General features: G+C 61.8%; 22 protein-coding genes. 13 read left to right on the forward strand and 9 right to left on the reverse strand.

The features are described from left to right. Nucleotides 1-77 precede the first annotated feature (77 nt). The 3 genes from AWU82_RS13355 to AWU82_RS13365 form a co-directional block, all read right to left on the reverse strand. Complete coding sequence (locus AWU82_RS13355; RefSeq protein WP_064380288.1) at nucleotides 78-1,979, reverse strand: PhoX family protein; 1,902 nt, start codon at nucleotides 1,977-1,979, stop codon at nucleotides 78-80. Between the two features lie 69 nt (nucleotides 1,980-2,048). Continuing rightward, the gene (gene modE / locus AWU82_RS13360) at nucleotides 2,049-2,813 is read right to left on the reverse strand and encodes a molybdenum-dependent transcriptional regulator ModE (RefSeq protein WP_064380291.1); all 765 of its coding nucleotides are present in this window, start codon (nucleotides 2,811-2,813) and stop codon (nucleotides 2,049-2,051) included. 58 nt (nucleotides 2,814-2,871) lie between these two features. Continuing rightward, nucleotides 2,872-3,612 (reverse strand): ComFC family protein, encoded by a 741-nt coding sequence (locus tag AWU82_RS13365; protein ID WP_064380292.1) that lies wholly within the window; start codon nucleotides 3,610-3,612, stop codon nucleotides 2,872-2,874. Nucleotides 3,613-3,703: 91 nt separating this feature from the next. Here AWU82_RS13365 and bioB point away from each other — a divergent pair, with 91 nt between their 5' ends. The 11 genes from bioB (at nucleotide 3,704) to AWU82_RS13420 (ending at nucleotide 18,516) form a co-directional block, all read left to right on the forward strand. After that, nucleotides 3,704-4,759: a biotin synthase BioB gene (gene bioB, locus AWU82_RS13370; protein ID WP_011336244.1), complete on the forward strand. Its 1,056-nt coding sequence runs from the start codon at nucleotides 3,704-3,706 to the stop codon at nucleotides 4,757-4,759. A gap of 169 nt (nucleotides 4,760-4,928) precedes the next feature. Then, nucleotides 4,929-6,107, forward strand: coding sequence for an 8-amino-7-oxononanoate synthase (gene bioF / locus AWU82_RS13375; RefSeq protein WP_064380294.1), 1,179 nt, complete (start codon nucleotides 4,929-4,931; stop codon nucleotides 6,105-6,107). Continuing rightward, nucleotides 6,100-6,831, forward strand: a complete 732-nt coding sequence (locus AWU82_RS13380) for an alpha/beta fold hydrolase (protein WP_064380297.1) — start codon at nucleotides 6,100-6,102, stop codon at nucleotides 6,829-6,831. The genes bioF and AWU82_RS13380 overlap by 8 nt, the downstream gene beginning before the upstream one ends. Continuing rightward, on the forward strand, nucleotides 6,824-7,630 hold the full coding sequence (bioC, locus tag AWU82_RS13385) for a malonyl-ACP O-methyltransferase BioC (RefSeq protein ID WP_064380299.1): 807 nt from the start codon (nucleotides 6,824-6,826) through the stop codon (nucleotides 7,628-7,630). Before AWU82_RS13380 ends, bioC begins: the two co-directional genes overlap by 8 nt. Then, nucleotides 7,627-8,307 (forward strand): dethiobiotin synthase, encoded by a 681-nt coding sequence (gene bioD / locus AWU82_RS13390; protein WP_011336240.1) that lies wholly within the window; start codon nucleotides 7,627-7,629, stop codon nucleotides 8,305-8,307. The genes bioC and bioD overlap by 4 nt, the downstream gene beginning before the upstream one ends. A gap of 106 nt (nucleotides 8,308-8,413) precedes the next feature. After that, a complete protein-coding gene (locus AWU82_RS13395; RefSeq protein WP_064380301.1) occupies nucleotides 8,414-8,710 on the forward strand; it encodes a hypothetical protein in 297 nt (98 codons plus the stop codon). Nucleotides 8,711-8,985: 275 nt separating this feature from the next. Beyond that, nucleotides 8,986-10,791, forward strand: coding sequence for a phenylacyl-CoA dehydrogenase (locus AWU82_RS13400; protein WP_011336238.1), 1,806 nt, complete (start codon nucleotides 8,986-8,988; stop codon nucleotides 10,789-10,791). 260 nt (nucleotides 10,792-11,051) lie between these two features. After that, entirely contained in the window at nucleotides 11,052-13,166 is a 2,115-nt protein-coding gene (locus tag AWU82_RS13405) for a cytochrome-c peroxidase (protein WP_064380303.1), read from the forward strand. 210 nt (nucleotides 13,167-13,376) lie between these two features. Further along, on the forward strand, nucleotides 13,377-14,666 hold the full coding sequence (locus AWU82_RS13410) for a GGDEF domain-containing protein (protein WP_064380305.1): 1,290 nt from the start codon (nucleotides 13,377-13,379) through the stop codon (nucleotides 14,664-14,666). A 90-nt stretch (nucleotides 14,667-14,756) separates the two neighbouring features. Next, the gene (locus tag AWU82_RS13415; RefSeq protein ID WP_064380307.1) at nucleotides 14,757-16,553 is read left to right on the forward strand and encodes an acyl-CoA dehydrogenase C-terminal domain-containing protein; all 1,797 of its coding nucleotides are present in this window, start codon (nucleotides 14,757-14,759) and stop codon (nucleotides 16,551-16,553) included. 184 nt (nucleotides 16,554-16,737) lie between these two features. After that, the gene (locus AWU82_RS13420; RefSeq protein WP_011336234.1) at nucleotides 16,738-18,516 is read left to right on the forward strand and encodes an acyl-CoA dehydrogenase C-terminal domain-containing protein; all 1,779 of its coding nucleotides are present in this window, start codon (nucleotides 16,738-16,740) and stop codon (nucleotides 18,514-18,516) included. 227 nt (nucleotides 18,517-18,743) lie between these two features. Here the strand turns inward: AWU82_RS13420 and AWU82_RS13425 are convergent, their stop codons facing one another. Continuing rightward, entirely contained in the window at nucleotides 18,744-19,673 is a 930-nt protein-coding gene (locus tag AWU82_RS13425; protein ID WP_064380308.1) for a LysR family transcriptional regulator, read from the reverse strand. Between the two features lie 169 nt (nucleotides 19,674-19,842). Between AWU82_RS13425 and AWU82_RS13430 the strand changes: the two genes are divergently transcribed. Then, nucleotides 19,843-21,126: an aspartate aminotransferase family protein gene (locus AWU82_RS13430; RefSeq protein ID WP_064380310.1), complete on the forward strand. Its 1,284-nt coding sequence runs from the start codon at nucleotides 19,843-19,845 to the stop codon at nucleotides 21,124-21,126. A gap of 206 nt (nucleotides 21,127-21,332) precedes the next feature. Next, complete coding sequence (locus AWU82_RS13435; protein ID WP_003228885.1) at nucleotides 21,333-21,491, forward strand: YqaE/Pmp3 family membrane protein; 159 nt, start codon at nucleotides 21,333-21,335, stop codon at nucleotides 21,489-21,491. Nucleotides 21,492-21,494: 3 nt separating this feature from the next. Here AWU82_RS13435 and AWU82_RS13440 read toward each other — a convergent pair whose 3' ends face one another. From AWU82_RS13440 to pqqB, 5 genes are read right to left on the reverse strand one after another with little or no spacing between them, the layout of a single operon-like run. Further along, entirely contained in the window at nucleotides 21,495-23,303 is a 1,809-nt protein-coding gene (locus AWU82_RS13440; RefSeq protein WP_084776927.1) for a S9 family peptidase, read from the reverse strand. Further along, entirely contained in the window at nucleotides 23,269-24,429 is a 1,161-nt protein-coding gene (pqqE, locus tag AWU82_RS13445; RefSeq protein ID WP_064380312.1) for a pyrroloquinoline quinone biosynthesis protein PqqE, read from the reverse strand. The genes AWU82_RS13440 and pqqE overlap by 35 nt, the downstream gene beginning before the upstream one ends. Further along, nucleotides 24,401-24,676, reverse strand: coding sequence for a pyrroloquinoline quinone biosynthesis peptide chaperone PqqD (gene pqqD, locus AWU82_RS13450; protein WP_064380313.1), 276 nt, complete (start codon nucleotides 24,674-24,676; stop codon nucleotides 24,401-24,403). Before pqqD ends, pqqE begins: the two co-directional genes overlap by 29 nt. Next, nucleotides 24,673-25,425, reverse strand: a complete 753-nt coding sequence (gene pqqC, locus AWU82_RS13455) for a pyrroloquinoline-quinone synthase PqqC (RefSeq protein ID WP_064380316.1) — start codon at nucleotides 25,423-25,425, stop codon at nucleotides 24,673-24,675. Before pqqC ends, pqqD begins: the two co-directional genes overlap by 4 nt. A gap of 20 nt (nucleotides 25,426-25,445) precedes the next feature. After that, nucleotides 25,446-26,357 (reverse strand): pyrroloquinoline quinone biosynthesis protein PqqB, encoded by a 912-nt coding sequence (gene pqqB, locus AWU82_RS13460; protein ID WP_007959878.1) that lies wholly within the window; start codon nucleotides 26,355-26,357, stop codon nucleotides 25,446-25,448. Between the last annotated feature and the right edge of the window lie 44 nt (nucleotides 26,358-26,401).

The following is a 26,401-nucleotide window of genomic DNA, read 5'->3' on the forward strand; positions in this document are numbered from 1 at the left end:
GCATGGTAGCGCAGACGGGCTGTCTTGAGTGGGATCGTTCCCGTGCAGCGCACGGGAACGATCAGAGCGTCGCCCGATCAGGCGCCGACGATCCCGCCATCTTCACGGGTAATCGCCATCACCGATGAGCGTGGCTTGCCGTTCGGCAGGTGCTCGGGGAAGGTCGAACCGCCGTTCTCGCCCGGATGCTGAATCCCGACGAACAGGGTTTTCTGATCCGGCGAGAAGCTGATCCCGGTGACTTCACACCCGATCGGCCCGACCATGAACCGGCGAATCTCACCGGTCGCAGGATCGGCGCAGAGCATCTGGTTGTTACCCATCCCGGCGAAATCACCGGCGTTGCTCGAATCTCCGTCGGTGAGGATCCACAACCGTCCGGCCTTGTCGAAGCCGAGGCCGTCGGGGCTGTTGAACATGTTCTGCGGGGTGATATTCGAAGAGCCGCCTTTCGGCGTACCGGCGTGGACGCTCGGGTTGCCGGCGACCACGAACAAATCCCAGGCGAAGGTCTTCGACGCGTGATCGTCGCGGTCGGTGCGCCAGCGCAGGATCTGCCCGTAGACGTTCTTCTCGCGGGGGTTCGGCCCGCCCACCGGTTGCCCGTCTTCGCCGCGTTTGGCGTTGTTGGTCAGGGTGCAATAAACCTGGCCGTCTTTCGGGCTGACCACGATCCATTCCGGACGGTCCATGCGCGTGGCGCCGACCACACTGGCGGCGAGACGTGCGTGAATCAGCACTTCGGCCTGATCGGCGAAACCACTGCTGGCGTCGATGCCGTTCTTGCCGTGGGTCAGTTCGATCCACTGGCCCTGGCCTTTCGGGTGATCCGGATTGCCGTCGCCGGCATCGAACCTGGCGACGTACAGCGTGCCGTGATCGAGGATGTCGCGGTTGGCTTTGGCGTTGCGGTGATTGATCTTGTCGCGGCTGACGAATTTGTAGATGAACTCGCCGCGTTCGTCGTCGCCCATGTACACCACGGCGCGACCGTCGTCGGTCTCGGCCAGTGCGGCGTTTTCATGTTTGAAGCGGCCCAGCGCGGTGCGTTTGACCGGGGTCGATTGCGGGTCGAACGGGTCGATCTCCACGACCCAGCCGTGACGGTTGAGCTCGTTGGGGTTCTTCGCCATGTCGAAGCGCGGGTCGAACAGGTGCCAGTTGATCTCGCGGCTGGCGGCCGACACGCCGTAGCGTTTCTGCGCCGGGTCGAATTGTTGCTGGGCGTTGCTGCTGCCGAAGCAGTCGGTGAAGTTCTCTTCGCAAGTCAGATAAGTGCCCCACGGCGTCTTGCCGTTGGCGCAGTTCTGGAAGGTGCCGAGGACTTTCTTGCCATGCTTGTCGGCGCTGGTTTTCATCAGCTCGTGGCCGGCAGCCGGGCCGCTGATACGCAGCGGCGAGTTGCCGTGGATGCGCCGGTTGTAGCGCGAACCCTGGACGAACTGCCACTGGCCGTTCTTGCGCTGCACTTCGATCACTGACACGCCTTCGCAGGCCAGGGCCTTGCGCACGTCCTCGGCCGATTGCGGCATGCCGCCGTGCGGATAGAGGTAGCGGTAGTTGGTGTATTCGTTGTTGATCGCCATCAACGCACGGTTTTTCTCGCCCGGGAATTCGAACAGGCTCATGCCGTCGTTGTTGTCGCCGAATTGCACTTCCTGTGCAGCCGCGGTGCCATTGCCGCTCGGGTCGAAGGCCGGGCCGTTCTTGTGCAGCGGTTGACCCCAGCTGATCAGCACCGACGACTTGTAGCCCTTGGGCAGGCTGATGGTGTCGGTGGTGGCCGCCGGAATGCTGTCGAAGCCGAGCAGACGGCTGTTGCCGGCGCTGACACTGGCGGCCAGCACGCTGCGGCTCAGCAGGTTGCCGCCGAGGAACATCGCCGCGCCGCACAGCGCGCCGGCGCTGATGAAACCGCGACGGCTCAGGCCGACCATTTTTTCCAGGTCTGTGGATTGGTTTTCTTCTAATAGGCTCACATCAGGCTCCCTGCATGGTTTTGGCAGCCACCTTAATGCGGGTCGATGACGCTTTCGTTGCAGCGCTGTTTAGAGCGGTGTTCCCAGCAGCACATTCGACGGGGAAAACTGCACCTGCACCGCTTGCTCGACCGTCAGGCCCCGGGTGCGCAAGTCCAGCGGTTCGGCCAGCGCACACAGGGTCTGGCCGTTGGGCAGGGCGATGCGCACTTCGCTCGGGCCGTCTTCGGCGTCGAGAATCGCCTCGATCCGGCCGCTCAACAGATTGTGGCCGACGGCAGGTGTGGCCTGTGGAGCGAGCAGTTCGAGCCAGCCGGCCTTGATCAGTGCCACCACTTCGGTGCCCGGTTGCAGCTCCAGGTGAACGGTGCTGTCGTGGGTGATCTGCGCGTCGATCGACAGGCCTTCGGCCAGTTCGAGGCGGATCAGGTCGTTGCGGCCCTGGCCTTCGATCAGCACGACTTTGCCGTGCAGTTGATTGCGCGCGCTGGTCCTGAGCATCAGCCGACCGAGCAGGTCCAGATCGCTGGCGTCCTCGGCCGCTTCCAGCACCTGGGCCTGCAAGGCTTGCAGCTTTTGATACAGGCGCAGCACTCGCTCGCCCTCGCTCGAGAGTCTGGCGCCACCGCCGCCCTTGCCGCCGACCGCGCGCTCGACCAGAGGCTTTTGCGCAAGGTTGTTCAGCTCATCGATGGCATCCCACGCCGCCTTGTAACTCAGGCCGGCGCTTTTTGCGGCGCGGGTGATCGAACCCTGTTCGGCGATGTGTTGCAGCAAGGCGATGCGCTGCGGACGGCGGACGATGTGCTGGGACAACAGAGAGGGCAGGGCCATGGCGGACGCTTTGTGCTGAAGGGTTGAGGGAGGACGTTGGCGGCTCGAAGCGTATCCGTCAAGCCGCGTCGCCGGGTTTTGGCGTGCGGGCCAGGCAGTACACATCCACCCGCGCGGCGCCGGCGTCCATCAGCAAACGGGCCAGTGCCTGAGCGGTGGCGCCGGTGGTCAGCACGTCGTCGACCAGGGCCAGGTGCCGGCCTTGCACCTGGGCATCGGGGCTCAAGGCGAAGGCGTGACGCAGATTGCGTTTACGCGCCTTGGCGTTGAGGGCCTGCTGGGCGTCGGTATCCTGCACGCGCAAAAGGCTGTGCTCCTCGCAAGGCAGGTCGAGTGACTTGCCCAGCCACTGCGCGAGCATCGCCGCTTGGTTGAAGCCGCGCTGGCGCAAGCGTTTCGGCGCAAGCGGCACCGGCAGCAGGGCGTCCGGGCGCGGCAGGTCTTCTTCGAAGCGATGTTGCAGGAATTGGCCAAGAACGTCGGCGAGCAAGTGGCCAAGCGGCCATTTGCCGTTGTGCTTGAAACGGGTGATCAGCGTGTCCACCGGAAAGCTGTAAGTCCAGGGCACGGCCACCGTTTCAAAGGCCGGCGGTTCCTGCAGGCAGCCGCCACAGGTCAGGCCGTAGGCGGGCAAGGGCAGGGCGCAGTTCAGGCATTGATCGCCCAGCCACGGCAAATCGGTTTCACAAGCGCTACAGATCGGGATTTGCGCGTCTGCCGGTTCGTCACACAACAAGCAGCGTTGTTTGTTTTTTAACCAGATGTAAACCGGTCTCTCGTAGTCTGGTTGACAGCGCATGACTCTTCCTTAAATATGCCGAACATCCGTGTCGTGCCTGTGGGTATTCCGTTTCCCCAGGCGCCAGCCAAGCATAACCAAGGAAACGCCCATGAGCGCCAGCACCACTGCCACCCTGCGTCACGACTGGACTTTGGCTGAAGTCAAAGCACTGTTCGTTCAGCCATTCAACGACTTGCTGTTCCAGGCGCAGACGGTGCACCGCGCGCATTTCGACGCCAACCGCGTCCAGGTTTCCACCCTGCTGTCGATCAAGACCGGTGCCTGCCCGGAAGATTGCAAATATTGTCCGCAGTCCGGTCACTACAACACCGGGCTGGAAAAAGAGAAGCTGATGGAAGTGCAGAAAGTCCTCGAAGAGGCTGCACGCGCCAAGGCCATCGGTTCGACCCGTTTCTGCATGGGCGCGGCGTGGAAGCACCCGTCGGCCAAGGACATGCCCTATGTGCTGAAGATGGTCGAAGGCGTGAAGGCCATGGGCCTGGAAACCTGCATGACCCTCGGTCGTCTCGATCAGGATCAGACCGAAGCACTGGCCAAGGCCGGGCTCGACTACTACAACCACAACCTCGACACCTCGCCGGAGTTCTACGGCAGCATCATCACCACCCGCACCTATGCCGAGCGTCTGCAGACCCTGGCCTATGTGCGCGATGCGGGGATGAAGATCTGCTCCGGCGGCATCCTCGGTATGGGCGAGTCCCTCGATGACCGCGCGAACCTGCTGATCCAGTTGGCCAACCTGCCGGAGCACCCGGAATCGGTGCCGATCAACATGCTGGTGAAAGTCGCCGGCACGCCGCTGGAAAACGCTGACGACGTCGATCCGTTCGACTTCATCCGCATGCTCGCCGTGGCGCGGATCCTGATGCCGCAATCCCACGTGCGCCTGTCCGCCGGCCGCGAAGCGATGAACGAGCAGATGCAGGCCCTGGCGTTCTTCGCCGGCGCCAACTCGATCTTCTACGGCGACAAACTGCTGACCACCGCCAACCCGCAGGCCGACAAGGACATGCAGTTGTTCGCACGTCTGGGCATTCAGCCGGAAGCCCGCGAAGAGCACGCCGACGAAGTGCATCAGGCTGCCATCGAGCAGGCGCTGGTGGAGCAGAAGAGCAGCGAGCAGTTCTACAACGCGGCGGTCTGAAACTCGCCCCGATTTGCTGAAGCAACACTCCTGTGGGAGCTGGCTTGCCAGCGATAGCGGACTGACAGTCGACACTGATGTTGAATGTGGCGCCGCCATCGCTGGCAAGCCAGCTCCCACAAGATCGGTGTCCATCCTGATTCATGTGATTTGACAGTTCGAGGCTTGCATGTCTTTCGATCTCGCCGCACGCCTTGCTGCCCGTCGTGCCGACAATCTCTATCGCCAGCGACCGCTGCTTGAAAGCCCGCAAGGGCCGCAAGTGGTGGTCGACGGTCAGCCGCTGCTGGCGTTCTGCAACAACGATTACCTGGGCCTGGCCAATCATCCGCAAGTGATCGAAGCCTGGCGCGCCGGTGCCTCGAAGTGGGGCGTCGGCGGCGGTGCCTCGCATCTGGTGATCGGCCACAGCGGCCCGCATCACGAATTGGAAGAAGCTCTGGCAGACCTCACCGGAAGGCCACGTGCGCTGCTATTCACCACCGGTTACATGGCCAACCTCGGCGCGGTCACCGCATTGGTCGGGCAGGGCGATACGGTGCTCGAAGATCGGCTCAACCATGCCTCGTTGCTGGATGCCGGATTGTTGTCCGGCGCGCGCTTCAATCGTTATCTGCACAACGACGCTGACAGCCTCGCCAAGCGTCTGGAGAAAGCCACCGGCAATACGCTGGTGGTCACTGACGGCGTGTTCAGCATGGACGGCGATCTCGCCGATCTGCCGGCGCTGGCCCGGGAAACCAGGGCCAAAGGCGCTTGGCTGATGGTCGATGACGCCCACGGTTTCGGCCCGCTGGGGGCAAACGGTGGCGGGATCGTCGAGCATTTCGGTTTGAGCCAGGAAGATGTGCCGGTGCTGGTCGGCACGCTCGGCAAAGCGTTCGGCACGGCGGGTGCGTTCGTGGCAGGCAGTGAAGAACTGATCGAAAGCCTGATCCAGTTCGCCCGCCCGTACATCTACACCACCAGCCAGCCACCGGCGCTGGCCTGCGCAACCTTGAAGAGTCTGGAGTTGCTGCGCAGCGAACACTGGCGTCGCGAGCATTTGCAGACGCTGATCCGCCAGTTCCGCCATGGCGCCGAACAGATCGGTCTGGAACTGATGGACAGCTTCACGCCGATCCAGCCGATCCTGATCGGCGATGCCGGTCGCGCCGTGCGTCTGTCGCAGATGCTGCGCGAGCGTGGACTGATGGTCACCGCAATCCGGCCGCCGACCGTGCCTGCCGGCAGCGCGCGGCTGCGGGTGACGCTGACCGCCGTCCACAGCGAGGCACAGGTGCGGCTATTGTTAGAAGGACTGGCCGATTGCTTTGCGCAACTCAAGTCGGAGCCAAGCCATGCGTGATCGCCTGATTCTGCTGCCGGGTTGGGGGCTCGGCGTTTCGCCGCTGGAGCCGCTGGCCGCTGCGTTGCGCGGACTCGACGAACACCTGCAGGTCGACATCGAGCCGTTACCGGAGCTGGACTCCAGCGATCTGCAGGACTGGCTCGACGAACTCGATGAGCGCATCCCCGAAGATGCCTGGCTCGGCGGCTGGTCGCTGGGCGGCATGCTCGCGTCCGAGCTGGCGGCGCGGCGTGGCGAACATTGCTGCGGCTTGCTGACCCTGGCGAGTAATCCTTCGTTTGTCGCCCATGAGCAGTGGCCGAGCGCGATGCCCGGCGAGACCTTCGATGCGTTCCTGGCCGGCTGCAGCGCCGACCCGCGCACGACCCTCAAGCGATTCTCTCTGTTATGCGCCCAGGGCGCGCAAGACGCGCGCGGCTTGTCGCGGCTGTTGCTCGGCGGCGCGCCGAATACCTCGCCAGCCGCGTTGATGGCCGGTCTGGAATTGTTGGCGCAGATCGATACACGCGAAGCCTTGCAGGCGTTTCGTGGTCCGCAATTGCATCTGTTTGGCGGGCTGGACGGGCTGGTGCCGGCGGAAGCCGCGGGCGAGTTGTTCGCGTTGCTGGCGGATGTCGAGGTCGGCCTGATCGAGCAGGCCAGCCATGCGTTTCTTCTGGAAGACCCCCACGGTGTGGCGGGTGCGATCCAGGCGTTTTTGAGTGAGTGCGGTGATGACTGATTTGTCTGTTGCGGCGTTGCCCGGCGGCTTGCCTGACAAGCGCCAGGTCGCGGCTTCTTTTTCTCGCGCAGCGGCCAGCTATGACAGCGTCGCCGAGTTGCAGCGCGATGTCGGTACACAGTTGATGAATCGCTTGCCGGTGGATTTTCGGCCGGCACGCTGGCTGGATCTGGGCTGTGGCACCGGCTATTTCACTCGGGCGCTGGCCGAGCGATTTGGTGAGGGGCTGGCACTGGATATCGCCGAGGGCATGCTCCGTCACGCGCGGCCGTTGGGTGGGGCCACGCACTTTATTGCTGGCGATGCCGAACGTTTACCGTTGCAGGATTCGACGTGTGATCTGATCTTCTCCAGCCTCGCCGTGCAGTGGTGCGCAGACTTCGAAGCGGTGCTCGGCGAAGCGTTTCGGGTGCTGAAGCCGGGGGGGATTTTCGCGTTTGCTAGTCTTTGTGCAGGGACGCTGTACGAGTTGCGCGACAGCTGGCGTCAGGTCGATGGTCTGGTGCACGTCAACCGCTTCCGCGAATTCGCCCGCTACGAGCAATTGTGCGCGGCCAGTGGTTTGCGCAGTGTTTGTCTGGAGAACCGGCTGCATGTGCTGCATTACCCGGATGTGCGCAGCCTGACCCATGAACTCAAGGCCTTGGGCGCGCATAACCTGAACCCTGGCCGGCCGGGTGGGTTGACCGGACGGGCGCGGATTCTGGGGCTGGTCGAAGCCTACGAGCAGTTCCGTCAGCCGCAGGGCTTGCCGGCGACTTATCAGGTGGTCTACGCCGTGTTGGAGAAACCCTTATGAGCGCAGCCTATTTCATCACCGGAACCGACACTGACGTTGGCAAGACCACCGTCGCCGCCGGGTTGCTGCACGCTGCGCGGTCGGCGGGGCTGAGTACGGCGGCGGGCAAACCGGTAGCGTCCGGTTGCGTAGTGACGCCCAGAGGTTTACGCAATTCCGATGCGCTGGCGTTGCAGGCCGAATGCTCGTTGCCGCTGACGTATCAACAGGTCAATCCGGTGGCGTTCGAGCCAGCGATCGCGCCGCATCTGGCAGCGCGTGAGGCGGGTGTGGCGCTGACCGTGCAATCGTTGCTGGGGCCGATGCGCGAGATTCTGGCCATGAACGCCGACTTCACGCTGATCGAAGGCGCAGGCGGCTGGCGGGTTCCGTTGGCGGATCAGGACAATCTGTCGGATCTGGCGATTGCGCTGAAGCTGCCGGTGATTCTGGTGGTCGGTGTGCGTCTGGGTTGCATCAGCCACGCGCTGTTGACCGCCGAGGCGATTGCCCGAGACGGGCTGCAATTGGCCGGATGGGTGGCGAACATCATTGATCCGAAGACGTCGCGGCTCGAAGAAAACCTCGCGACACTGGCCGAGCGGATTCCGGCACCCTGCCTGGGGCGGGTGCCGAAACTCAAGGCCGTCAGCGCCGAAGCGGTCGCCGATCACTTGCAACTGGATCTGCTCGACTGATTTTGGCTATGATAAGGCACTGTGCCATTAGTGTTTTTGACGGGTGTTTTTCTGACGCCTCTGATTCAATGGCACCCATTGATCCTTCCCAAGGATGAGAGCTCCCATGGAAATCTCTGGAAACACAGCTTTTTATGCAGGTCTGAGCACCATTCAGACCGGGCAGAACCGCGTCGATCAGGCCGCCAGCCAGATCGCCAACAACGCCATCGAGCGTTCGGTTACCAGCCAGTCTTCCGAAGCCCAGATCGATCGCCTGCGCAGTGTGGATCGCAGCCAGCAAATGGATCCGGGCAGCGCCATGGCCGAGATGGCCCAAGGCAAGTTTCAAGTGGAGCTGGGCACGAAAGTCGCGAAGGCTTCCGATGAAATGCTCGGTACGATCATCGATACGTTCGCCTGATTTTTTGATCCGAGCTTTGCCAGACGCCGCGACTGTTCGCGGCGTTTTTCGTTGTAAGTCCTTCTCCCTCAACTAATCTTTTTTCAGTGCACATGGCCCGGTCGGGTGCATGTCGCGCTGCTGTGTCCGGCGTTCGGAAAATGTGATGACGAATGGCAAAAGAACGACGCTTGACAAGATTTCGGCGTAAACGTATGTTTCAAACAACTGTTTGACCGTCACAACAAATCAATGCGGTCGTTCATTCCCGGTTACATCAGCAGAGGTTTATCGCTATGCCTGACTACAAGGCCCCCTTGCGTGATATTCGCTTCGTTCGTGACGAATTGCTCGGCTACGAAGCGCACTATCAGAGCCTTCCAGCGTGCGCAGAAGCAACGCCGGACATGGTTGACGCCATTCTCGAAGAGGGCGCCAAGTTTTGTGAGCAGGTGCTGGCACCGCTGAACCGCGTGGGTGACACCGAAGGCTGCACCTGGAGCGAGTCCGGCGTGAAAACCCCGACCGGCTTCAAAGAGGCCTACAAGCAATTCGTCGAAGGCGGCTGGCCAAGCCTGGCCCATGACGTCGAGCACGGCGGTCAGGGTCTGCCTGAGTCGCTGGGTCTGGCTGTCAGCGAGATGGTCGGCGAAGCCAACTGGTCGTGGGGCATGTACCCGGGCCTGTCGCACGGCGCGATGAACACCATCTCCGAGCACGGCACCCCAGAGCAGCAGGAAGCCTATCTGACCAAACTGGTCTCCGGCGAATGGACCGGCACCATGTGCCTGACCGAGCCGCACTGCGGCACCGACCTGGGCATGCTGCGTACCAAGGCCGAACCTCAGGCCGACGGTTCCTACAAAGTTTCCGGCACCAAGATCTTCATCTCGGCCGGTGAACACGACATGGCCGACAACATCGTCCACATCGTACTGGCCCGCCTGCCGGACGCACCGGCCGGCACCAAAGGCATTTCCCTGTTCATCGTTCCGAAGTTCCTGCCGAACGCCGACGGCACCGTCGGTACGCGTAACGCCGTGACCTGTGGTTCGATCGAACACAAGATGGGCATCCACGGCAACGCGACCTGCGTGATGAACTTCGACGGCGCGACCGGTTTCCTGATCGGTCCGGCGAACAAAGGCCTGAACTGCATGTTCACCTTCATGAACACCGCACGTCTGGGTACCGCGCTGCAAGGTCTGGCCCACGCCGAAATCGGTTTCCAGGGCGGCCTGAAGTACGCTCGCGATCGCCTGCAAATGCGTTCCCTGACTGGCCCGAAAGCGCCGGACAAGGCCGCTGACCCGATCATCGTTCACCCGGACGTACGCCGCATGCTGTTGACCATGAAGGCATTCGCCGAAGGCAACCGTGCGATGGTGTACTTCACCGCCAAACAGGTCGACATCGTCAAATACGGCGTGGACGAAGAAGAGAAGAAGAAAGCCGACGCACTGCTGGCCTTCATGACTCCGATCGCCAAAGCGTTCATGACCGAAGTCGGTTTCGAATCCGCCAACCACGGCGTACAGATCTACGGCGGCCACGGCTTCATCGCCGAGTGGGGCATGGAGCAGAACGTCCGCGACAGCCGCATCTCGATGCTGTACGAAGGCACCACCGGCATCCAGGCACTCGACCTGCTGGGCCGTAAAGTGCTGATGACTCAAGGCGAGGCTCTGAAAGGCTTCACCAAGATCGTCCACAAGTTCTGCCAGAACAACGAAGGCAACGAAGCCGTCAAAGAGTTCGTCGCACCTTTGGCTGCACTGAACAAAGAGTGGGGCGAGCTGACCATGAAGGTCGGTATGGCTGCCATGAAAGATCGCGAAGAAGTCGGCGCGGCCTCGGTGGACTACCTGATGTACTCCGGTTACGCCTGCCTGGCCTACTTCTGGGCTGACATGGCGCGTCTGGCTGCCGAAAAACTGGCTGCCGGCACCACCGATGAGGCGTTCTACACCGCCAAGCTGCAAACCGCGCGCTTCTACTTCCAGCGCATCCTGCCGCGTACCCGTACGCACGTGGCCACCATGCTGTCGGGCGCCAACAACCTGATGGACATGAAAGAAGAAGACTTCGCACTGGGCTACTAAGCCTCAACGCAGTCTTTTGAAAAACCGCTGCTCCTTCGGGGGCAGCGGTTTTTTTGTGCCCGGATTTCCCCAATCCCGGGGCTGATTCCCCAGCATTGATGAGGGCGCTGCTCAGCCGACCCCTTGCGATTATTGATTCAAAATGTTTCCAGAAGAGTGGCCAATTAATTGCACTGCCCGATTTACCGGTGCTAACCAGAACTGCCTGCTCAAAGAAGCAAGACGCCCGGCACTTAACAACAACAGTCAGGGTGAAGCCTATGAACATCAGTCGACTCGCTCGTTTGACCTTCTGGTTACCCATCGCGCTGTCAGTCCACAGCGCCTGGGCCGCCGACCCCGCCGTGGTCGATCCTCCCGTGCCGGAGGTGCCTTCGCTGCAATCGTTGCGCGGGATGGTGCCCCCCGATCCGTCCGGAACCGAAGGCGGGCGCAAGGTCGACCTGATGACCGACTACGTGCTCAATCGCCAGGCTGCGATCCTGCTGGGCAAGGCGCTGTTCTGGGACATGGAGATCGGCAGCGATGGGTCCACGGCCTGCGCGTCCTGCCACTACCACGCCGGCGTCGACCACCGCATCACCAACCAGCTCAACCCCGGCCAGGCGCATACCAACGCCAACGTCGCGTCGATCTTCAACAAACCGTTCGTAGCCTCGGACATTCCCGGTGACGTGGCGTCCTACGCGACATTGTCCGGTGGCAAGGGTGGCCCGAACTACACGCTGAAGAAAACCGACTTCCCGACCCACGTGCTGAGCAATCCGCTGGAGCGCAACTCGCCCATCGTGTACTCGACGGACGATGTGGTCGGCTCGCAAGGCGTGTTCGACGCCAACTTCGTCAAACCCAATCAGGCGCGTTTCGACAAATGTACTCAGCAGCCGGACGGTATTTTCCAGGTCGGCGGCATCAACGTTCGCCGCAGCACGGGGCGCAATGCGCCGTCGGTGATCAACGCCGCGTTCAACGTGCGCAACTTCTGGGACGGTCGGGCCAACAACGTGTTCAACGGCTTCTCGCCGTTCGGTAATCGCGACCCGGATGCCGGGATCTACGTGACCAGCGAACGCAGCACGGTCGCGACCAAAGTGCGGCTCGCGCTCAACGATGCGTCTGCCGCCTCGCAAGCCGTCGGCCCACCCGGCAGCCCGGTGGAAATGTCCTGCGGTGGCCGCACTTTTGCCGACATTGGTCGCAGGATGCTCGACACGTTGATGCTCAAGCAGCAGCGGATCTCGTCCACGGATTCGGTACTGGCTCCGGTGTCCGGCGCACGGCGGCCGACCTATCGCGAGCTGATCAAGAACGCCTTCCAGCCCCGGCTGTGGAACGCCACGCAAAACGTTCTGGTGGGCGGCGTGCCGTACACCCAGATGGAGGCCAACTTCCCGCTGTTTTTCGGCCTGGCGATCCAGATGTATGAGGCCACGCTGGTGTCCGATCAGGCGCCGATCGATGCTTACCTGCAGGGCGATCACACGGCAATGAACGCGCAACAGGTGGAGGGCATGAACCTGTTTCTCGGCAAGGGCAAATGCGTCAATTGCCACGGCGGACCGGAGCTGACCAACGCCGCCAGCCGCTTGCTGATGCACCCGCGCGAACGCATCGAGCGGATGGTGATGGCCGACAACCTGACCACCCTTTACGACAACGGCTTCTACAACACCGGTGTGCGCCCGACCTCGGAAGACCTGGCCCTCGGCGGCGCGGATGCCTGGGGCAATCCATGGTCGTTCACCCGGCAGTACAACAGCGTGTTGCAGGGCGGCCGGTCGGTGGATCCGCTGGACGTCGATGTCTGCACGTTCGAGGCACCGTTGAGTGCGGCGATTCCGTGCGATGCCACGCTCAAACCGAATGTCGGCTTCCGCGATTCGGTCGACGGCGCGTTCAAGACTCCGACCCTGCGCAACATCGCTCTGACCGGGCCATACTTCCACAACGGCAGCCGCTCGACGCTCAAGCAGGTGATGGAGTTCTATAACCGTGGCGGTGACCGGCGTGGTGAAGATGCCAACAACACCAGCGGCTTTGAGCATCCGGCGGTGAATCAGCACAACACCTCCAACCTCGATCCGGACATGACGGCGCTGAACCTGACGCCCGATGAAATCGACGCGCTGGTGAAATTCATGGAGGTCGGCCTGACCGATCCGCGCGTGGCCTGGGAGCGCGCGCCGTTCGATCATCCGTCGCTGGTGATCCCGCAGGGCCACATCGGCGATGAGAATGCCGTGACTCAACGCCCGGCCAGTCCGAAGGTCACGACTCGCCAGGCGATGGACGCATCGCTCAATCTCAAGCCTTACGGTGCTGAAGGCCGGCCGGCAGCAGAGGGGCCATTGCAGCCGTTCTACAACGATCTCTGAGCATAAAAACACACCATGGCCATCAAGAATGATGGCCATGGTGGCCGTCTAGCGGCCATTGCGCAAAAAACCTTACTGAATTACTCAGCAACTGCCGATTTCGGCCGTTAAAGAGACAGCCTGTGATCTGGATCACATTGTGTGTGCTTAACTGGCCACATTGCAGGCACAATGCCATCTCTTTGCTATGACGGGTCGGAGCTTTTTCCCTTGCCGCGTTCTTCCGCTGTACGTTTCAGTCATTTTCTACCTTCACTGCTGTTGTTGCTCGCGGGGTTGGCGGCTGCGTACGTCAAAGACCTCAACGTATTCTTCACCTCACTGTTTAACGTGCTGCCGACCTTGGTGTTGCTGTTGGGCGGCTCGTACTGTGCGGTTTACCGACGCCAGCGCGAGCTGTTCCTGATGGTCACGGTGTACATCGCCTACTTCCTGCTCGACACTCAGACTGACTATTACCGCGACAACGGCAAGGTGCGCGAAGATGCGGCCGTGGTGTTCCACTTGGTCTGTCTGTTGCTGCCGTTGCTGTTCGGTCTGTTCGCCGCATGGCAGGAACGCACGCATCTGTTTCAGGACATGGTTGCGCGCTTCGCCGTGCTGCTGGCCTTTGGCAGCGTGGCGCTGGGGCTCGAGCAAAGCTACCCGCAGGCGTTGCTGATGTGGCTTTCCGAGATCCGCTGGCCGGCGCTGCACGGCGCATGGATGAGCCTGATCCAGTTGTCGTATCCGGTGTTCATCTCGGCGTTCCTGCTGCTGGCCTGGCAATACTGGCGCAACCCGCGTCCTCTGCACGCGGCGCAACTGGTGGGGTTGCTCGGGGTGTTCTGGATGCTGCCGAAAACTTTCATCCTGCCGTTCACCCTGAACATCATGTGCAGCCAGGTGATGTTGATGATTGCGGCGGCGGTGGCGCACGAGGCGTATCAAATGGCCTTCCGCGACGAACTTACCGGTTTGCCGGGCCGCCGCGCACTCAACGAGCGCATGCAGCGTCTGGGTCGCAACTATGTGCTGGCGATGAGCGACGTCGATCATTTCAAGAAATTCAACGACACCCACGGCCACGACGTGGGGGATCAGGTGTTGCGTCTGGTCGCCAGCAAGCTGTCCAAAATCAGCGGCGGCGGTAGGGCGTATCGCTACGGTGGCGAGGAATTCGCCCTGGTGTTTGCGGGCAAGACCCTCGAAGAGTGCATGCCGCACCTGGAAGTCATCCGCGAGTCGATTGCGTCCTACAACATTCAGCTGCGCAATCAGGAAAGTCGCCCGCAGGATGATCAGCAGGGCCGTCAGCGCCGCTCGGGTTCGGGGGCGTCCAGCGTGTCGGTCACGGTCAGCATCGGCGTGGCCGAACGCCTGGAACAGCGCACCCCGGAAGAGGTGCTGAAATCCGCCGACCAGGCGCTCTACAGCGCCAAGGGCGCAGGCCGAAACTGCGTGATGGCGTTCGGTCAGAACCGCCGTGGCGCGGTGCGCATGGACAGCGCCGCAGGTTGAGTGATGACGGCGCATTCAGCGTCTGGACAGTGATTGTGGGGCAGGGTGGCCGGCAGTAGGTTGAAGCAATCTGCTGAAGGAGAAGCCACCATGCCCGAGTACAAAGCTCCGTTGCGCGATATGCGCTTTCTGATCGACCACGTCTTTGACTTCCACACTCAGTACGCGGCCCTCGGCGCCCACGACGCCAGCCCGGACATGATCAACGCGATCCTCGACGAAGGCGCGAAGTTCTGTGAGAACGTTCTGGCGCCGCTCAATCGCAGCGGCGACGAAGAGGGCTGCCATTTCGACAATGGCGTGGTGACAACGCCTACAGGCTTCAAGCAAGCCTTCGCACAATACGTGGAAGGCGGCTGGCACGGTCTGGCGGCAGATCCGGCTTACGGCGGCCAGGGCCTGCCGAGTTCGCTGGGGCTGGTGATCAGCGAAATGGTCGCCTCCAGCAACACCTCGTGGGGCATGTACCCGGGCCTGACCCATGGCGCCATGTCGGCGATCCACGCCCACGGCACCGACGAGCAGAAAAACACCTATCTGCGCAAACTTACTGCGGGCCAGTGGACCGGCACCATGTGCCTGACCGAAGCCCATTGCGGCACCGACCTGGGCATTATCAAGACCCGCGCGGTGCCTCAGGCCGACGGCAGTTATGCAGTGACCGGCAGCAAGATTTTCATCTCCGCCGGCGAGCACGACATGAGTGACAACATCATTCATCTGGTGCTGGCCAAACTGCCGGACGCACCGGCCGGGACCAAGGGGATTTCGCTGTTCATCGTGCCGAAATTTCTCCCGGACGCCTCCAGTGAGGCGGGTAAGCGCAACGGTGTTTCCTGCGGCTCGATCGAGCACAAAATGGGCATCAAGGCCTCGGCCACCTGCGTGCTGAACTTCGACGAAGCCAAAGGCTTCCTGATCGGCGAGCCGAACAAGGGCCTGAATTGCATGTTCACCATGATGAACCACGCGCGTCTCGGCACCGGGATGCAGGGCCTGTGTCTGGGCGAAGCGAGTTTCCAGGGCGCAATCAAATACGCCAACGACCGCCTGCAGATGCGCGCCCTGACCGGCGCCAAAGCACCGGAAAAACCGGCGGATCCGATCATCGTCCACCCGGACGTGCGACGCATGCTGCTGACCATGAAAGCCTTCAACGAAGGCAACCGTGCGCTGACCTATTTCACCGCGCAGATGCTCGATGTCGCGCACCTGAGCCCGGACGCCGAGGCGCGTCAGGAGGCCGAAGACCTGTTGGCGTTCCTGACTCCGATCTGCAAGGCGTTCATGACCGACACCGGCCTGGAGGTGACCAACCTCGGCATGCAAGTGTTCGGCGGCCATGGATTTATCCGCGAGTGGGGTATGGAGCAACTGGTTCGCGATTGCCGCATTGCACCGATCTACGAAGGCACCAACGGCATTCAGGCGCTGGATCTGCTCGGGCGCAAAGTGCTCGGCAGCCAGGGCAAACTGCTGCGCAACTTCACCAAAATCGTTCACAAGTTCTGTGCTGCCAATGCCGGTCATGCGCAACTGGGCGGGTTTGTCGCGCAACTCGATGACCTCAATCAGCAATGGGGCGAGCTGACCATGAAGGTCGGTATGGCCGCGATGAAGAACCCGGATGAAGTCGGCGCGGCTTCGGTGGATTACCTGATGTACAGCGGTTACATCGTTCTCGGCTACCTGTGGCTGCGCATGGCGCTGGTCGCTCAGACTCAGCTGGAGTCGGGGGAGGGTGATGGCGATTTCTGTCAGGGCAAACTGGCGACGTGCGAGTTTTACTTCAAGCGGTTGCTCCCGCGCACCGCTGCGCATCGTGCGGCGATCGAGGCGGGTAGCGATTGCCTGATGAAACTGCCGGCGCAGTTGTTCTCGCTGTAACACGCCACTGTTAAACAAAAGAGCCCGCTGATTGCGGGCTTCTTTATGGTTGATTGCTTGTGACTAAAAATAACAAATCAGTCACCGCCTGACCCTATGTGTCGCAAAAGTTGTTGGGTTACACTCCAGCTCAACGAAAACACCCTTCCACGAATCACCTGTTTAGATCTTTGCGAGGTTTGCCATGGCTGACTACAAAGCGCCGCTGCGCGATATGCGCTTCGTCCTCAATGAAGTGTTCGAAGTCGCCAAACTCTGGGCCGAACTGCCGGCCCTGGCCGAGACGGTGGACGCGGAAACCGTTGAGGCCATTCTCGAAGAGGCCGGCAAGGTCACCAGCAAAAGCATTGCGCCCCTGAGCCGTGCCGCCGATGAAGAAGGCTGCCACTGGGCCGACGGTGCCGTCACTACGCCGGCCGGTTTCCCACAGGCTTATCAGACGTATGCCGAAGGCGGCTGGGTCGGTGTTGGCGGTGATCCGGCCTACGGCGGCATGGGCATGCCAAAAGCCGTCTCGGCCCAGGTCGAAGAGATGGTCAACTCCGCCAGCCTGTCCTTCGGTCTGTACCCGATGCTGACCGCCGGCGCTTGCCTGTCGATCAACGCCCACGCCAGCGAAGAGCTGAAAGCCGCTTACCTGCCGAACATGTACGCCGGTGTCTGGGCCGGTTCCATGTGCCTGACCGAGCCACACGCCGGCACCGACCTGGGCATCATTCGCACCAAGGCCGAACCTCAGGCCGACGGTTCCTACAAGGTCAGCGGCACCAAGATCTTCATCACCGGCGGTGAGCACGACCTGACCGAAAACATCATCCACCTGGTACTGGCCAAACTGCCGGACGCACCAGCGGGGCCGAAAGGCATTTCACTGTTCCTGGTGCCGAAGTTCATGGTCAATGCCGATGGCAGCCTGGGCGCGCGCAACCCGGCGAACTGCGGTTCGATCGAACACAAGATGGGCATCCAGGCTTCGGCTACGTGCGTGATGAACTTCGACGAAGCCGTGGGTTACCTGGTCGGCGAGCCAAACAAGGGCCTGGCCGCGATGTTCACCATGATGAACTACGAGCGTCTGGGGGTCGGCATCCAGGGCCTGGCCACCGGCGAGCGCTCGTACCAGAACGCCATCGAATACGCCCGCGACCGCCTGCAAAGCCGTTCGCCGACCGGCGCGCAGAACAAGGACAAGGTCGCTGACCCGATCATCGTTCACCCGGACGTGCGTCGCATGCTGCTGACCATGAAAGCCTCGAACGAAGGCGGCCGTGCGTTCTCCACCTACGTGGCGATGCAACTCGATACCGCCAAATTCAGTGAAGACGCCGCCACCCGCAAGCGTGCAGAGGATCTGGTGGCCTTGCTGACGCCAGTGGCCAAGGCGTTCCTGACCGATCTGGGTCTGGAAACCACCGTCCACGGCCAGCAGATCTTCGGCGGCCACGGCTACATCCGTGAGTGGGGCCAGGAGCAACTGGTGCGTGACGTGCGCATCACCCAGATCTACGAAGGCACCAACGGCATTCAGGCGCTGGACCTTGTGGGGCGCAAGATCGTCGGCAGCGGCGGCGCGTTCTACAAGCTGTTCGCCGACGAGATCCGCCATTTCACTGCGACCGCCAGTGCCGATCTGGGCGAGTTCACCAAGCCGCTGAATGATGCTGTCGACACCCTCGACGAGCTGACCTCGTGGTTGCTGGACCGGGCGAAAACCAACCCGAACGAAATCGGCGCGGCATCGGTCGAGTACCTGCAAGTATTCGGCTACACCGCTTACGCGTACATGTGGGCGCTGATGGCCAAGGCGTCGCTGGGCAAAGAAGCGCAGGACGATTTCTACGCGAGCAAACTCGGCACGGCGCGGTTCTATTTCGCCCGTCTGCTGCCGCGGATTCACTCGTTGAGCGCGTCGGTCAAGGCTGGAAGCGAGTCGCTGTTCCTGCTGGACGCTGCGCAGTTCTGATGATGTAACGTCATGTAAGCGATCGCTTACATGACGTGCTGCTGTTCTCCCATAGGCGTGGATTGGATCCAGAGCTAATCTACTTTCCATGGACGTCGCGCAGGAAGCGCAAAGCAACAACACGGACACGTAGGATTCTGCCAGGGTGGCGGAGTGAAATGGATGTCAGGGAAACAGTCTGCAAAGCCCCGCTTCGGCGGGGTTTTCTTATGCCCGCAGAAAAGTTTTCAGCTCAGCGCGTCCAGCGGCGGCGCACCTTTCAGCGGTTTGTCCTCACGCTGCATCACCTCTTCCAGCAACGTTCGCAGCAAGGCCAATGGCGCCTGCTGGCGTTGCACATCGCGACACACCAGCCCGACCTTCAACGGCACACGTGGCTCACTTAACGGTTTCCACAGCAGATCCTGATCGTCGTATTCCTTTTGCGAGCGGCCGGGCAGCACCGTCGCCAGGCGGGTATGCGGCAAGCTGTCGAGAATCCCCACCATGTTGTTCAGCTCGGCCTGCACTTGCGGGCGACGCCCGAGGCTGGCCAGTTGGGCCTGCCAGATCTGACGGATCTGAAATTCTTCGCCCAGTAGGAGCATCGGCAATTCGGCAGCTTGGCTCATCGAGACTTTCTTGAATTCCCGCAGCGGATGATCCGCCGGGATGACCAGTGTCAGTTCATCTTCGTACAACATCACGCCGTGCAGCCCCGGCTGGCGTGGCGGTAGATAGCTGATGCCGATGTCCAGCGAGCCGTTGAGCAACCGCCGTTCGATCTCAAGGCCCGTCAGTTCATAAATCTGCACCACTAGATGCGGCTGGGCCTTGCGCACTCTCTCCAGCATTTGCGGCACCAGGCTGGTGTGCACGGTTTGCAGCACGCCGATCGCCAATGTGCGCAGAGCCTGCCCTTTGAAGTTACCCAACGCCTCGCGTGCACGCTGCATGCCGTCGAGCAGTGGCAATGCGTGGTTGTACAAGGTATGGGCGGCAAGGGTCGGCAGCAGGCGTTTGCTGCTGCGCTCGAACAGGGTGACGTCGAGGTTTTGTTCCAGGTGGCGAATCTGCTGGGACAGCGCGGGTTGAGAGATCGACAGACGCTCGGCGGCGCGTCCGACATGACCTTCTTCGTAGACCGCGACGAAATAACGCAGTTGTTTGAAATCCATAAGTAAAACTTATCGAAAATGCTGGGAAATCGAAATGGCTCGACGCCGTGAACCGGCCTAGTCTAACCGCATTCACAAGGCTTACAGGGCCGGAAAGCGCAATGACCAGCGTTTGTTTTGAAAGTGTTTGCATAGGCAGTTCAAAAAACCTCGATCGAGGTTTTTTTCAATGAATCTGTTCAGTTTGCGGCGCCAGACGCCGAGCCTCGATGACCTGGCTTTTGAAACCCGTGAATTGGATGCCGCTGATGGCTTGAATGCCGAGCGCCTGATGCCCAGCGTCGAGCGTCCGCAGCAGGTATTCGTTCGCGGCCAGGGTTCCTGGCTGTGGGACAGCAATGACCGCGCCTACCTGGACTTTTCCCAGGCCGGCGGTGCCAACAGCCTTGGCCACAGTCCTTCGGCGCTGGTCAAGGCTATCGCCAGCCAGGCCCAGGCCCTGATCAATCCCGGTTTCAATCTGTACAACCGCGGCATGCTCAGCCTTGCCGAACGTCTTTGTGCGAGCACTGGCAGTGATCAGGCCTATCTGCTCAACAGCGGTAGCGAGGCCTGTGAGGCAGCGATCAAACTGGCGCGCAAATGGGGCCAGCTGCATCGCGGCGGCGCCTCGCGGATCATTGTCGCCAGACAAGGCTGTCACGGACGTAGTCTGGCGACGATTTCGGCGTCGGACAGTTGCAACCTGCACAACCGCTTCGCACCGTTGCTGCCGGGTTTCGATCTGGTGCCGTTCAATGACCTGCCGGCACTGCATGCGGCGGTGGATGCGCAGACCGTGGCCATCATGCTCGAGCCGGTCCAGAGCGATGCCGGGGTGATCCCGGCGACCGAGCATTACCTCAAGGGTGTCGAACGTTTGTGCCGGGAGTTGGGGATTCTGCTGATTCTCGACGAGGTTCAGACCGGCATCGGCCGCTGTGGCACCTTGCTCGCCGAACAGTCCTACGGGGTGCGCGCCGATATCGTCGTGCTCGGCAAGGGCCTCGGCGGTGGCGTGCCTCTGGCGGCGCTGCTGGCACGAGGCAAGGCCTGCTGTTTCGAGCCCGGCGAATTGGGCGGTACTCATCACGGCAACGCGCTGATGACCGCCGCAGGCCTGGTGGTGCTCGACAGTGTGCAGGATCGCGCCTTTCTCGAACAGATCCGGGACAACGGCCAGCATCTGCGCGAAGGGCTCGCCCGTCTGGCCCATCGCTATGAGCATGGAGAGTTACGCGGGCAGGGCCTGTTCTGGGGACTGAGCCTGTCGGAAGACTCCGCCGAAGCCGTCGTTAAAGCCGCGCTTCACGAAGGCTTGCTGCTCAACGCCCCACAAGCCAACTGCCTGCGCTTCACCCCGGCGCTCACTGTCAGCAAGGCCAACATCGACGAAATGCTTTTGCGCCTGGCCCGTGCCTTTTCCCGAGTACGCACCGCGCAACTGCAATGCCGCAAAGGAATTGCCGTCTGAGCTGAAGTTTCCCACCCGAATTCAAGAACCGTCTCGCGGTATAACGCACGCCCCACGCCTGATTCTTTTGGCGTGGGGCGTTTTTTTGTGGCCGGGTAATGGCAATCAGATGGCGAGATTGCGGTTTGCACTGAACCCTGACAAACGGCACAGGTCGATTAGCTTGTATGGCTCAGGTGAGCCAACCCCCAATCAGGAGCTGCCCCATGGACTTTATCCGCATCATCATTGCCATTCTGTTGCCGCCACTGGGTGTATTTCTGCAGGTCGGGTTCGGCGGCGCGTTCTGGCTGAACATTCTGCTGACGTTGTGCGGTTACATCCCGGGGATCGTGCATGCGGTGTACATCATCGCCAAACGCTGAGTCTCAGTCCGTCAAACCCATCACTCGCCGGTAGAACCGCCATTCCTGCTCCAGCGCATGGGCCTGGTTGGCGGCCCGGCGGAAGCCGTGGCGTTCGTCGGTGTAGTAATGCGCCTCGACCTCAATGCCGTTTTGCTCCAGAGCCGCGACCATGTCGCGGGTCTGTTGCGGCACGACGACGGCGTCCAGTTCACCCTGAAAGAAAATCACGGGTACGCGGATGTTGCCTGCGTGCAGCAACGGCGTGCGGGCGGCGTAGCGTTCGGCGTCCTTCTCTGGGTCGCCGATCAGCCAGTCCAGGTAATCGCCTTCGAACTTGTGTGTTGCGCGGGCCAGGGCCACCGGGTCGCTGACGCCGTACAGGCTGGCGCCGGCGCGAAATACCTGATGGAACGCCAGGGCACATAGCGTCGTGTAACCACCGGCGCTGCCGCCACGGATGAATGCACGTTCGCCGTCGATCATGCCGCGATCATTAAGGTAGGCCACGACCGCACACGCGTCCTCGACGTCCACCGCGCCCCAACTCAGATGCAGCGCCTGCCGATACTCCCGGCCATAACCGCTGCTGCCTCGGTAGTTGAGATCGGCGACGGCGAAGCCTCGTTGTGTCCAGTACTGAATGCGCGGGTCGAGCATCGGGTAGCAGGCTGATGTCGGGCCGCCGTGGATGAACACCACCAGCGGCGGTTTCGCATCGCCATTCGTGGCCGGGTAAAAGAAACCGTGTGCTTCACCCGAATCACTGGGGTAGCGCAGGGTTTGCGGTCGGCTGATGCGCTCGGCTGGCAGCGGTGCAACACCGCCGGCCAGGACGTTCACTTCGCCCGAGTCGCGATCGATGGCGATCACCGCTGAAGGGCTGATCGGTGAGGCGGCAATGCAGTAGACAAATTGATCATCGACAGCCAGATGCCGGAAGCGACTGTAGTCGCCGGTGAAGTCTTCGCCGTTGAGCGCCAGACGACCGAAACCGCCTTCGCTCCAGCTCGCCAGAAAGCTTTCGCCGGTGGGCAGCCAGGTGCAGCCGCCAAGTTGCCATGGGGCTGGAGCGTGATCGGCTTCGGCGCTAGCTAACGGTTGCAAACCGTTTGCCGACTCGACCCACGGTTGCCAATAACCACCACGATCGGTCAGACAGCCCAGTCGGCCATTGGCATCGAAACGCGGTTGCTGGATCGACTCTTCAAGGGTTTCACCCGCCACACAGCGTGGGACGGAAAACCCGCTATCCGAGCGCGCGGCGAGCATCAGTCGTGTGGATGTCCACGGCTGATGCGGACGGCTCCACTCGATCCACGCCAGGCGCTGGCCGTCCGGACTGATGATCGGCGATGCATAAAAATCCGCGCCTTCAATCAGCCTATGACGCTCGCCATTCGCCAGATCGATAGCCACCAGCCGATGGCGATCACCGTTCTCTTCAACGGACAGCACCTGCCCGTCGGCGTAGTTCAGATCGCCATAACGACACTCGCCAGACGTCAAGGCCACGGGCTCGCCGTCCAGCGTCTGGCGATACAGCTGTTGATCCGCCTCGTTGACGAAAACCACCCCGTCAGGCGTCAGGCAAAACGCCCCACCGCCATATTCGTACACCCGGCTGCGCACACTGAAACCCGCAGGCGTCAGACATTTCGCCACACCATCGCGCCAGTGCCAGATCCGGCACGCGGCGTCTGTCGGGCGATATTCATTCCAGAACAAACCACGGGCGCCGAGCTGCAATTCGGCGAAGTCCACGCCGGCGGCAACCGCAGCGGTGGCGCTGAAAGGCTCAGCCTTTGGCGATGAGGCGCGAGTTTCGTTCATTGCGAAAGGCCAGTTGTTCGATGGTCTGGGTGGCGTGCTCGGCTTCTTCGCGGGCCTTGAGAATCACGCCGTGATGTTCTGACTTGCTGCACACCGGGTCGGCATTGCTGGCATCGCCGGTAAGCATGAAGGCCTGGCAGCGGCAGCCGCCGAAATCCTGCTCTTTTTCGTCGCAGGAGCGGCACGGCTCTGGCATCCAGTCATAGCCGCGAAAGCGGTTGAAGCCGAACGAGTCGTACCAGATGTGCTGCATGCTGTGGTCGCGCACATTGGGAAATTGTACCGGCAGCTGTCGGGCGCCATGACAGGGCAGGGCGGTGCCGTCCGGTGTGACCGTCAGAAACAGACTGCCCCAGCCGTTCATGCAGGCTTTCGGGCGCTCTTCGTAATAGTCCGGGGTGACGAAAATCAGCTTGCACGGATGCCCTTCGGCTTCCAGTTTGGCGCGGTATTCGTTGGTGATGCGTTCGGCGCGAACCAGTTGTTCCTTGGTCGGCAACAGGCCGACACGATTGAGCTGCGCCCAGCCGTAGAACTGGCAGGTGGCGAGTTCGACGAAGTCGGCCTCCAGCGCAATACACAGTTCGATGATGCGGTCGATCTTGTCGATGTTGTGCCGATGAGTGACGAAGTTCAGCACCATCGGATAGCCGTGAGCCTTCACGGCGCGGGCCATTTCCAGTTTCTGCGCGAAGGCCTTTTTCGAGCCGGCGAGCAGGTTGTTCACTTGCTCGTCGCTGGCCTGGAAGCTGATCTGGATGTGATCGAGCCCGGCCTTCTTGAAGTCGCTGATCTTCTGCTCGGTCAGGCCGATGCCGGAGGTGATCAGGTTGGTGTAGAAACCCAACTGGCGCGCTTCACGGATCAGCTCGGCGAGGTCCTGGCGCACCAGCGGCTCGCCCCCGGAGAATCCCAGTTGCGCCGCGCCCATCTCCCGCGCCTCGCGAAATACCTTGATCCACTGCTCGGTGCTCAGCTCTTTGCCCTGCTCGGCGAAATCCAGCGGATTGGAGCAGTACGGGCATTGCAGCGGGCAGCGGTAAGTCAGCTCGGCGAGCAGCCACAGCGGCAGGCCGACCTCAGGCTTGGGCGGCAGATCAGTCAAGGGTGATCCAGTGCTGCGCACGGGCAACCTCCATGAATTGCTCGATGTCGTCACCGAGCTCGGGCACGCCGGGGAACTGTCTGTCGAGTTCGGCAATGATCGCCGCGACATCCCGCTCACCGTCGATCAGGCCGCCGATCAATGCGGCACTTTCATTGAGCTTGATCATGCCTTCCGGGTACAGCAGCACGTGGCCTTTCTGTGCCGGTTCGTACTGAAAACGGTAGCCGGGACGCCAGGTCGGGGTCTTGCTGCGGTCGAAACTCATAAGGCGATTCCTTTATGCCAGACCCGTTGATCGGTGACGCTGTGATACGGCGGGCGGTTCAGTTCGTAGGCCATGCTCATGGCATCGAGCATGCTCCAAAGGATGTCCAGTTTGAACTGGAGAATTTCCAGCATGCGTTCCTGGCCTTCGCGGGTCTTGTAGTGCTCCAGCGTGATCGCCAGACCATGCTCGACATCGCGCCGGGCCTGGCCGAGACGGGTGCGGAAATATTCGTAGCCGGCCGGGTCGATCCACGGGTAATGCTGCGGCCAGCTGTCGAGCCGCGACTGGTGGATCTGGGGCGCGAACAGCTCGGTCAGCGAGCTGCTGGCGGCCTCCTGCCAACTGGCGCGGCGGGCGAAGTTGACGTAGGCGTCGACGGCGAAACGCACGCCGGGCAGCACCAGTTCCTGGGAGCGCAATTGATCCGGATCGAGACCGACGGCCTGGCCGAGGCGCAGCCAGGCTTCGATGCCGCCATCTTCACCGGGGGCGCCGTCGTGGTCGAGCAGGCGCTGAATCCACTCGCGGCGGATCTCGCGATCCGGGCAGTTGGCGAGGATCGCCGCGTCTTTCAGGGGGATGTTCACCTGATAGTAGAAGCGGTTGGCGACCCAGCCCTGGATCTGCTCACGGGTGGCCCGGCCTTCATACATCGCCACGTGATACGGGTGATGAATGTGGTAATAGGCGCCCTTGGCGCGCAGGGCCGCCTCGAATTCGGTGGGGGACAGCGGGGTGTCGGTCATTGCGGTTCTCCGGGCATTCGTTACAGGACGATGCTCATGCCGTCATACGCCACTTCAACATTGCGCCGAACCAGTTCCGCGCGCTCTGGGGAGTCTTCGTCGAGAATCGGGTTGGTGTTGTTGATGTGGATGAGCACCTTGCGCTGCTCGGGAAGCTGTTCCAGCACTTCGAGCATGCCGCCGGGGCCATTCTGCGCCAGGTGGCCCATTTCGCGGCCGGTGCGGGTGCCGACGCCACGGCGCTGCATTTCGTCGTCGTCCCACATCGTCCCGTCCACCAGCACGCAGTCGCTGCCGGCCATGATTTCCAGCAGCGGCGCGTCGACCTTGCCCAGGCCCGGGGCGTAGAACAGTTTGCCGCCGGTGCTGAGGTCTTCGACGATCAGGCCGATGTTGTCGCCCGGGTGCGGGTCGAAGCGGTGCGGCGAGTAAGGCGGTGCGGCGCTGCGCAGAGGCAGCGGGGTGAAGCGCAGGTTCGGGCACGCGGCGACGGTGAAGCTCTGGTCGAGTTCGATGCGGTTCCAGTCCAGCCCGCCGTTCCAGTGCTTGAGCATGGTGAACAGCGGGAAACCGGTGCTCAGGTCTTCGTGGACCATGTCGGTGCACCAGACCTGATGCGGGCAACCTTCGCGCAGGCTGAGCAGACCGGTGGTGTGGTCGATCTGGCTGTCCATCAGGATGATCGCGCTGATGCCGGTGTCACGCAGGGCACGGCCCGGTTGCATCGGGGCGAAGCTCTGAAGCTGCGCGCGGATGTCCGGGGAGGCGTTGCACAGTACCCAGTTCACGCCGTCATCGGAGATGGCAATGGACGATTGGGTGCGGGCCTGGGCATTCAGGCTGCCGTCGCGAAAACCGGCGCAATTGACGCAGTTGCAGTTCCACTGCGGAAAACCGCCACCGGCGGCCGAACCCAGAATCTGGACGAACATGAACGCTCCATCATTTCAACGCTGAAAATAAAACGCCCCGGCGA

Origin of the sequence: Pseudomonas glycinae (genome assembly GCF_001594225.2) — a bacterium.
Lineage (GTDB): Bacteria > Pseudomonadota > Gammaproteobacteria > Pseudomonadales > Pseudomonadaceae > Aquipseudomonas > Aquipseudomonas glycinae.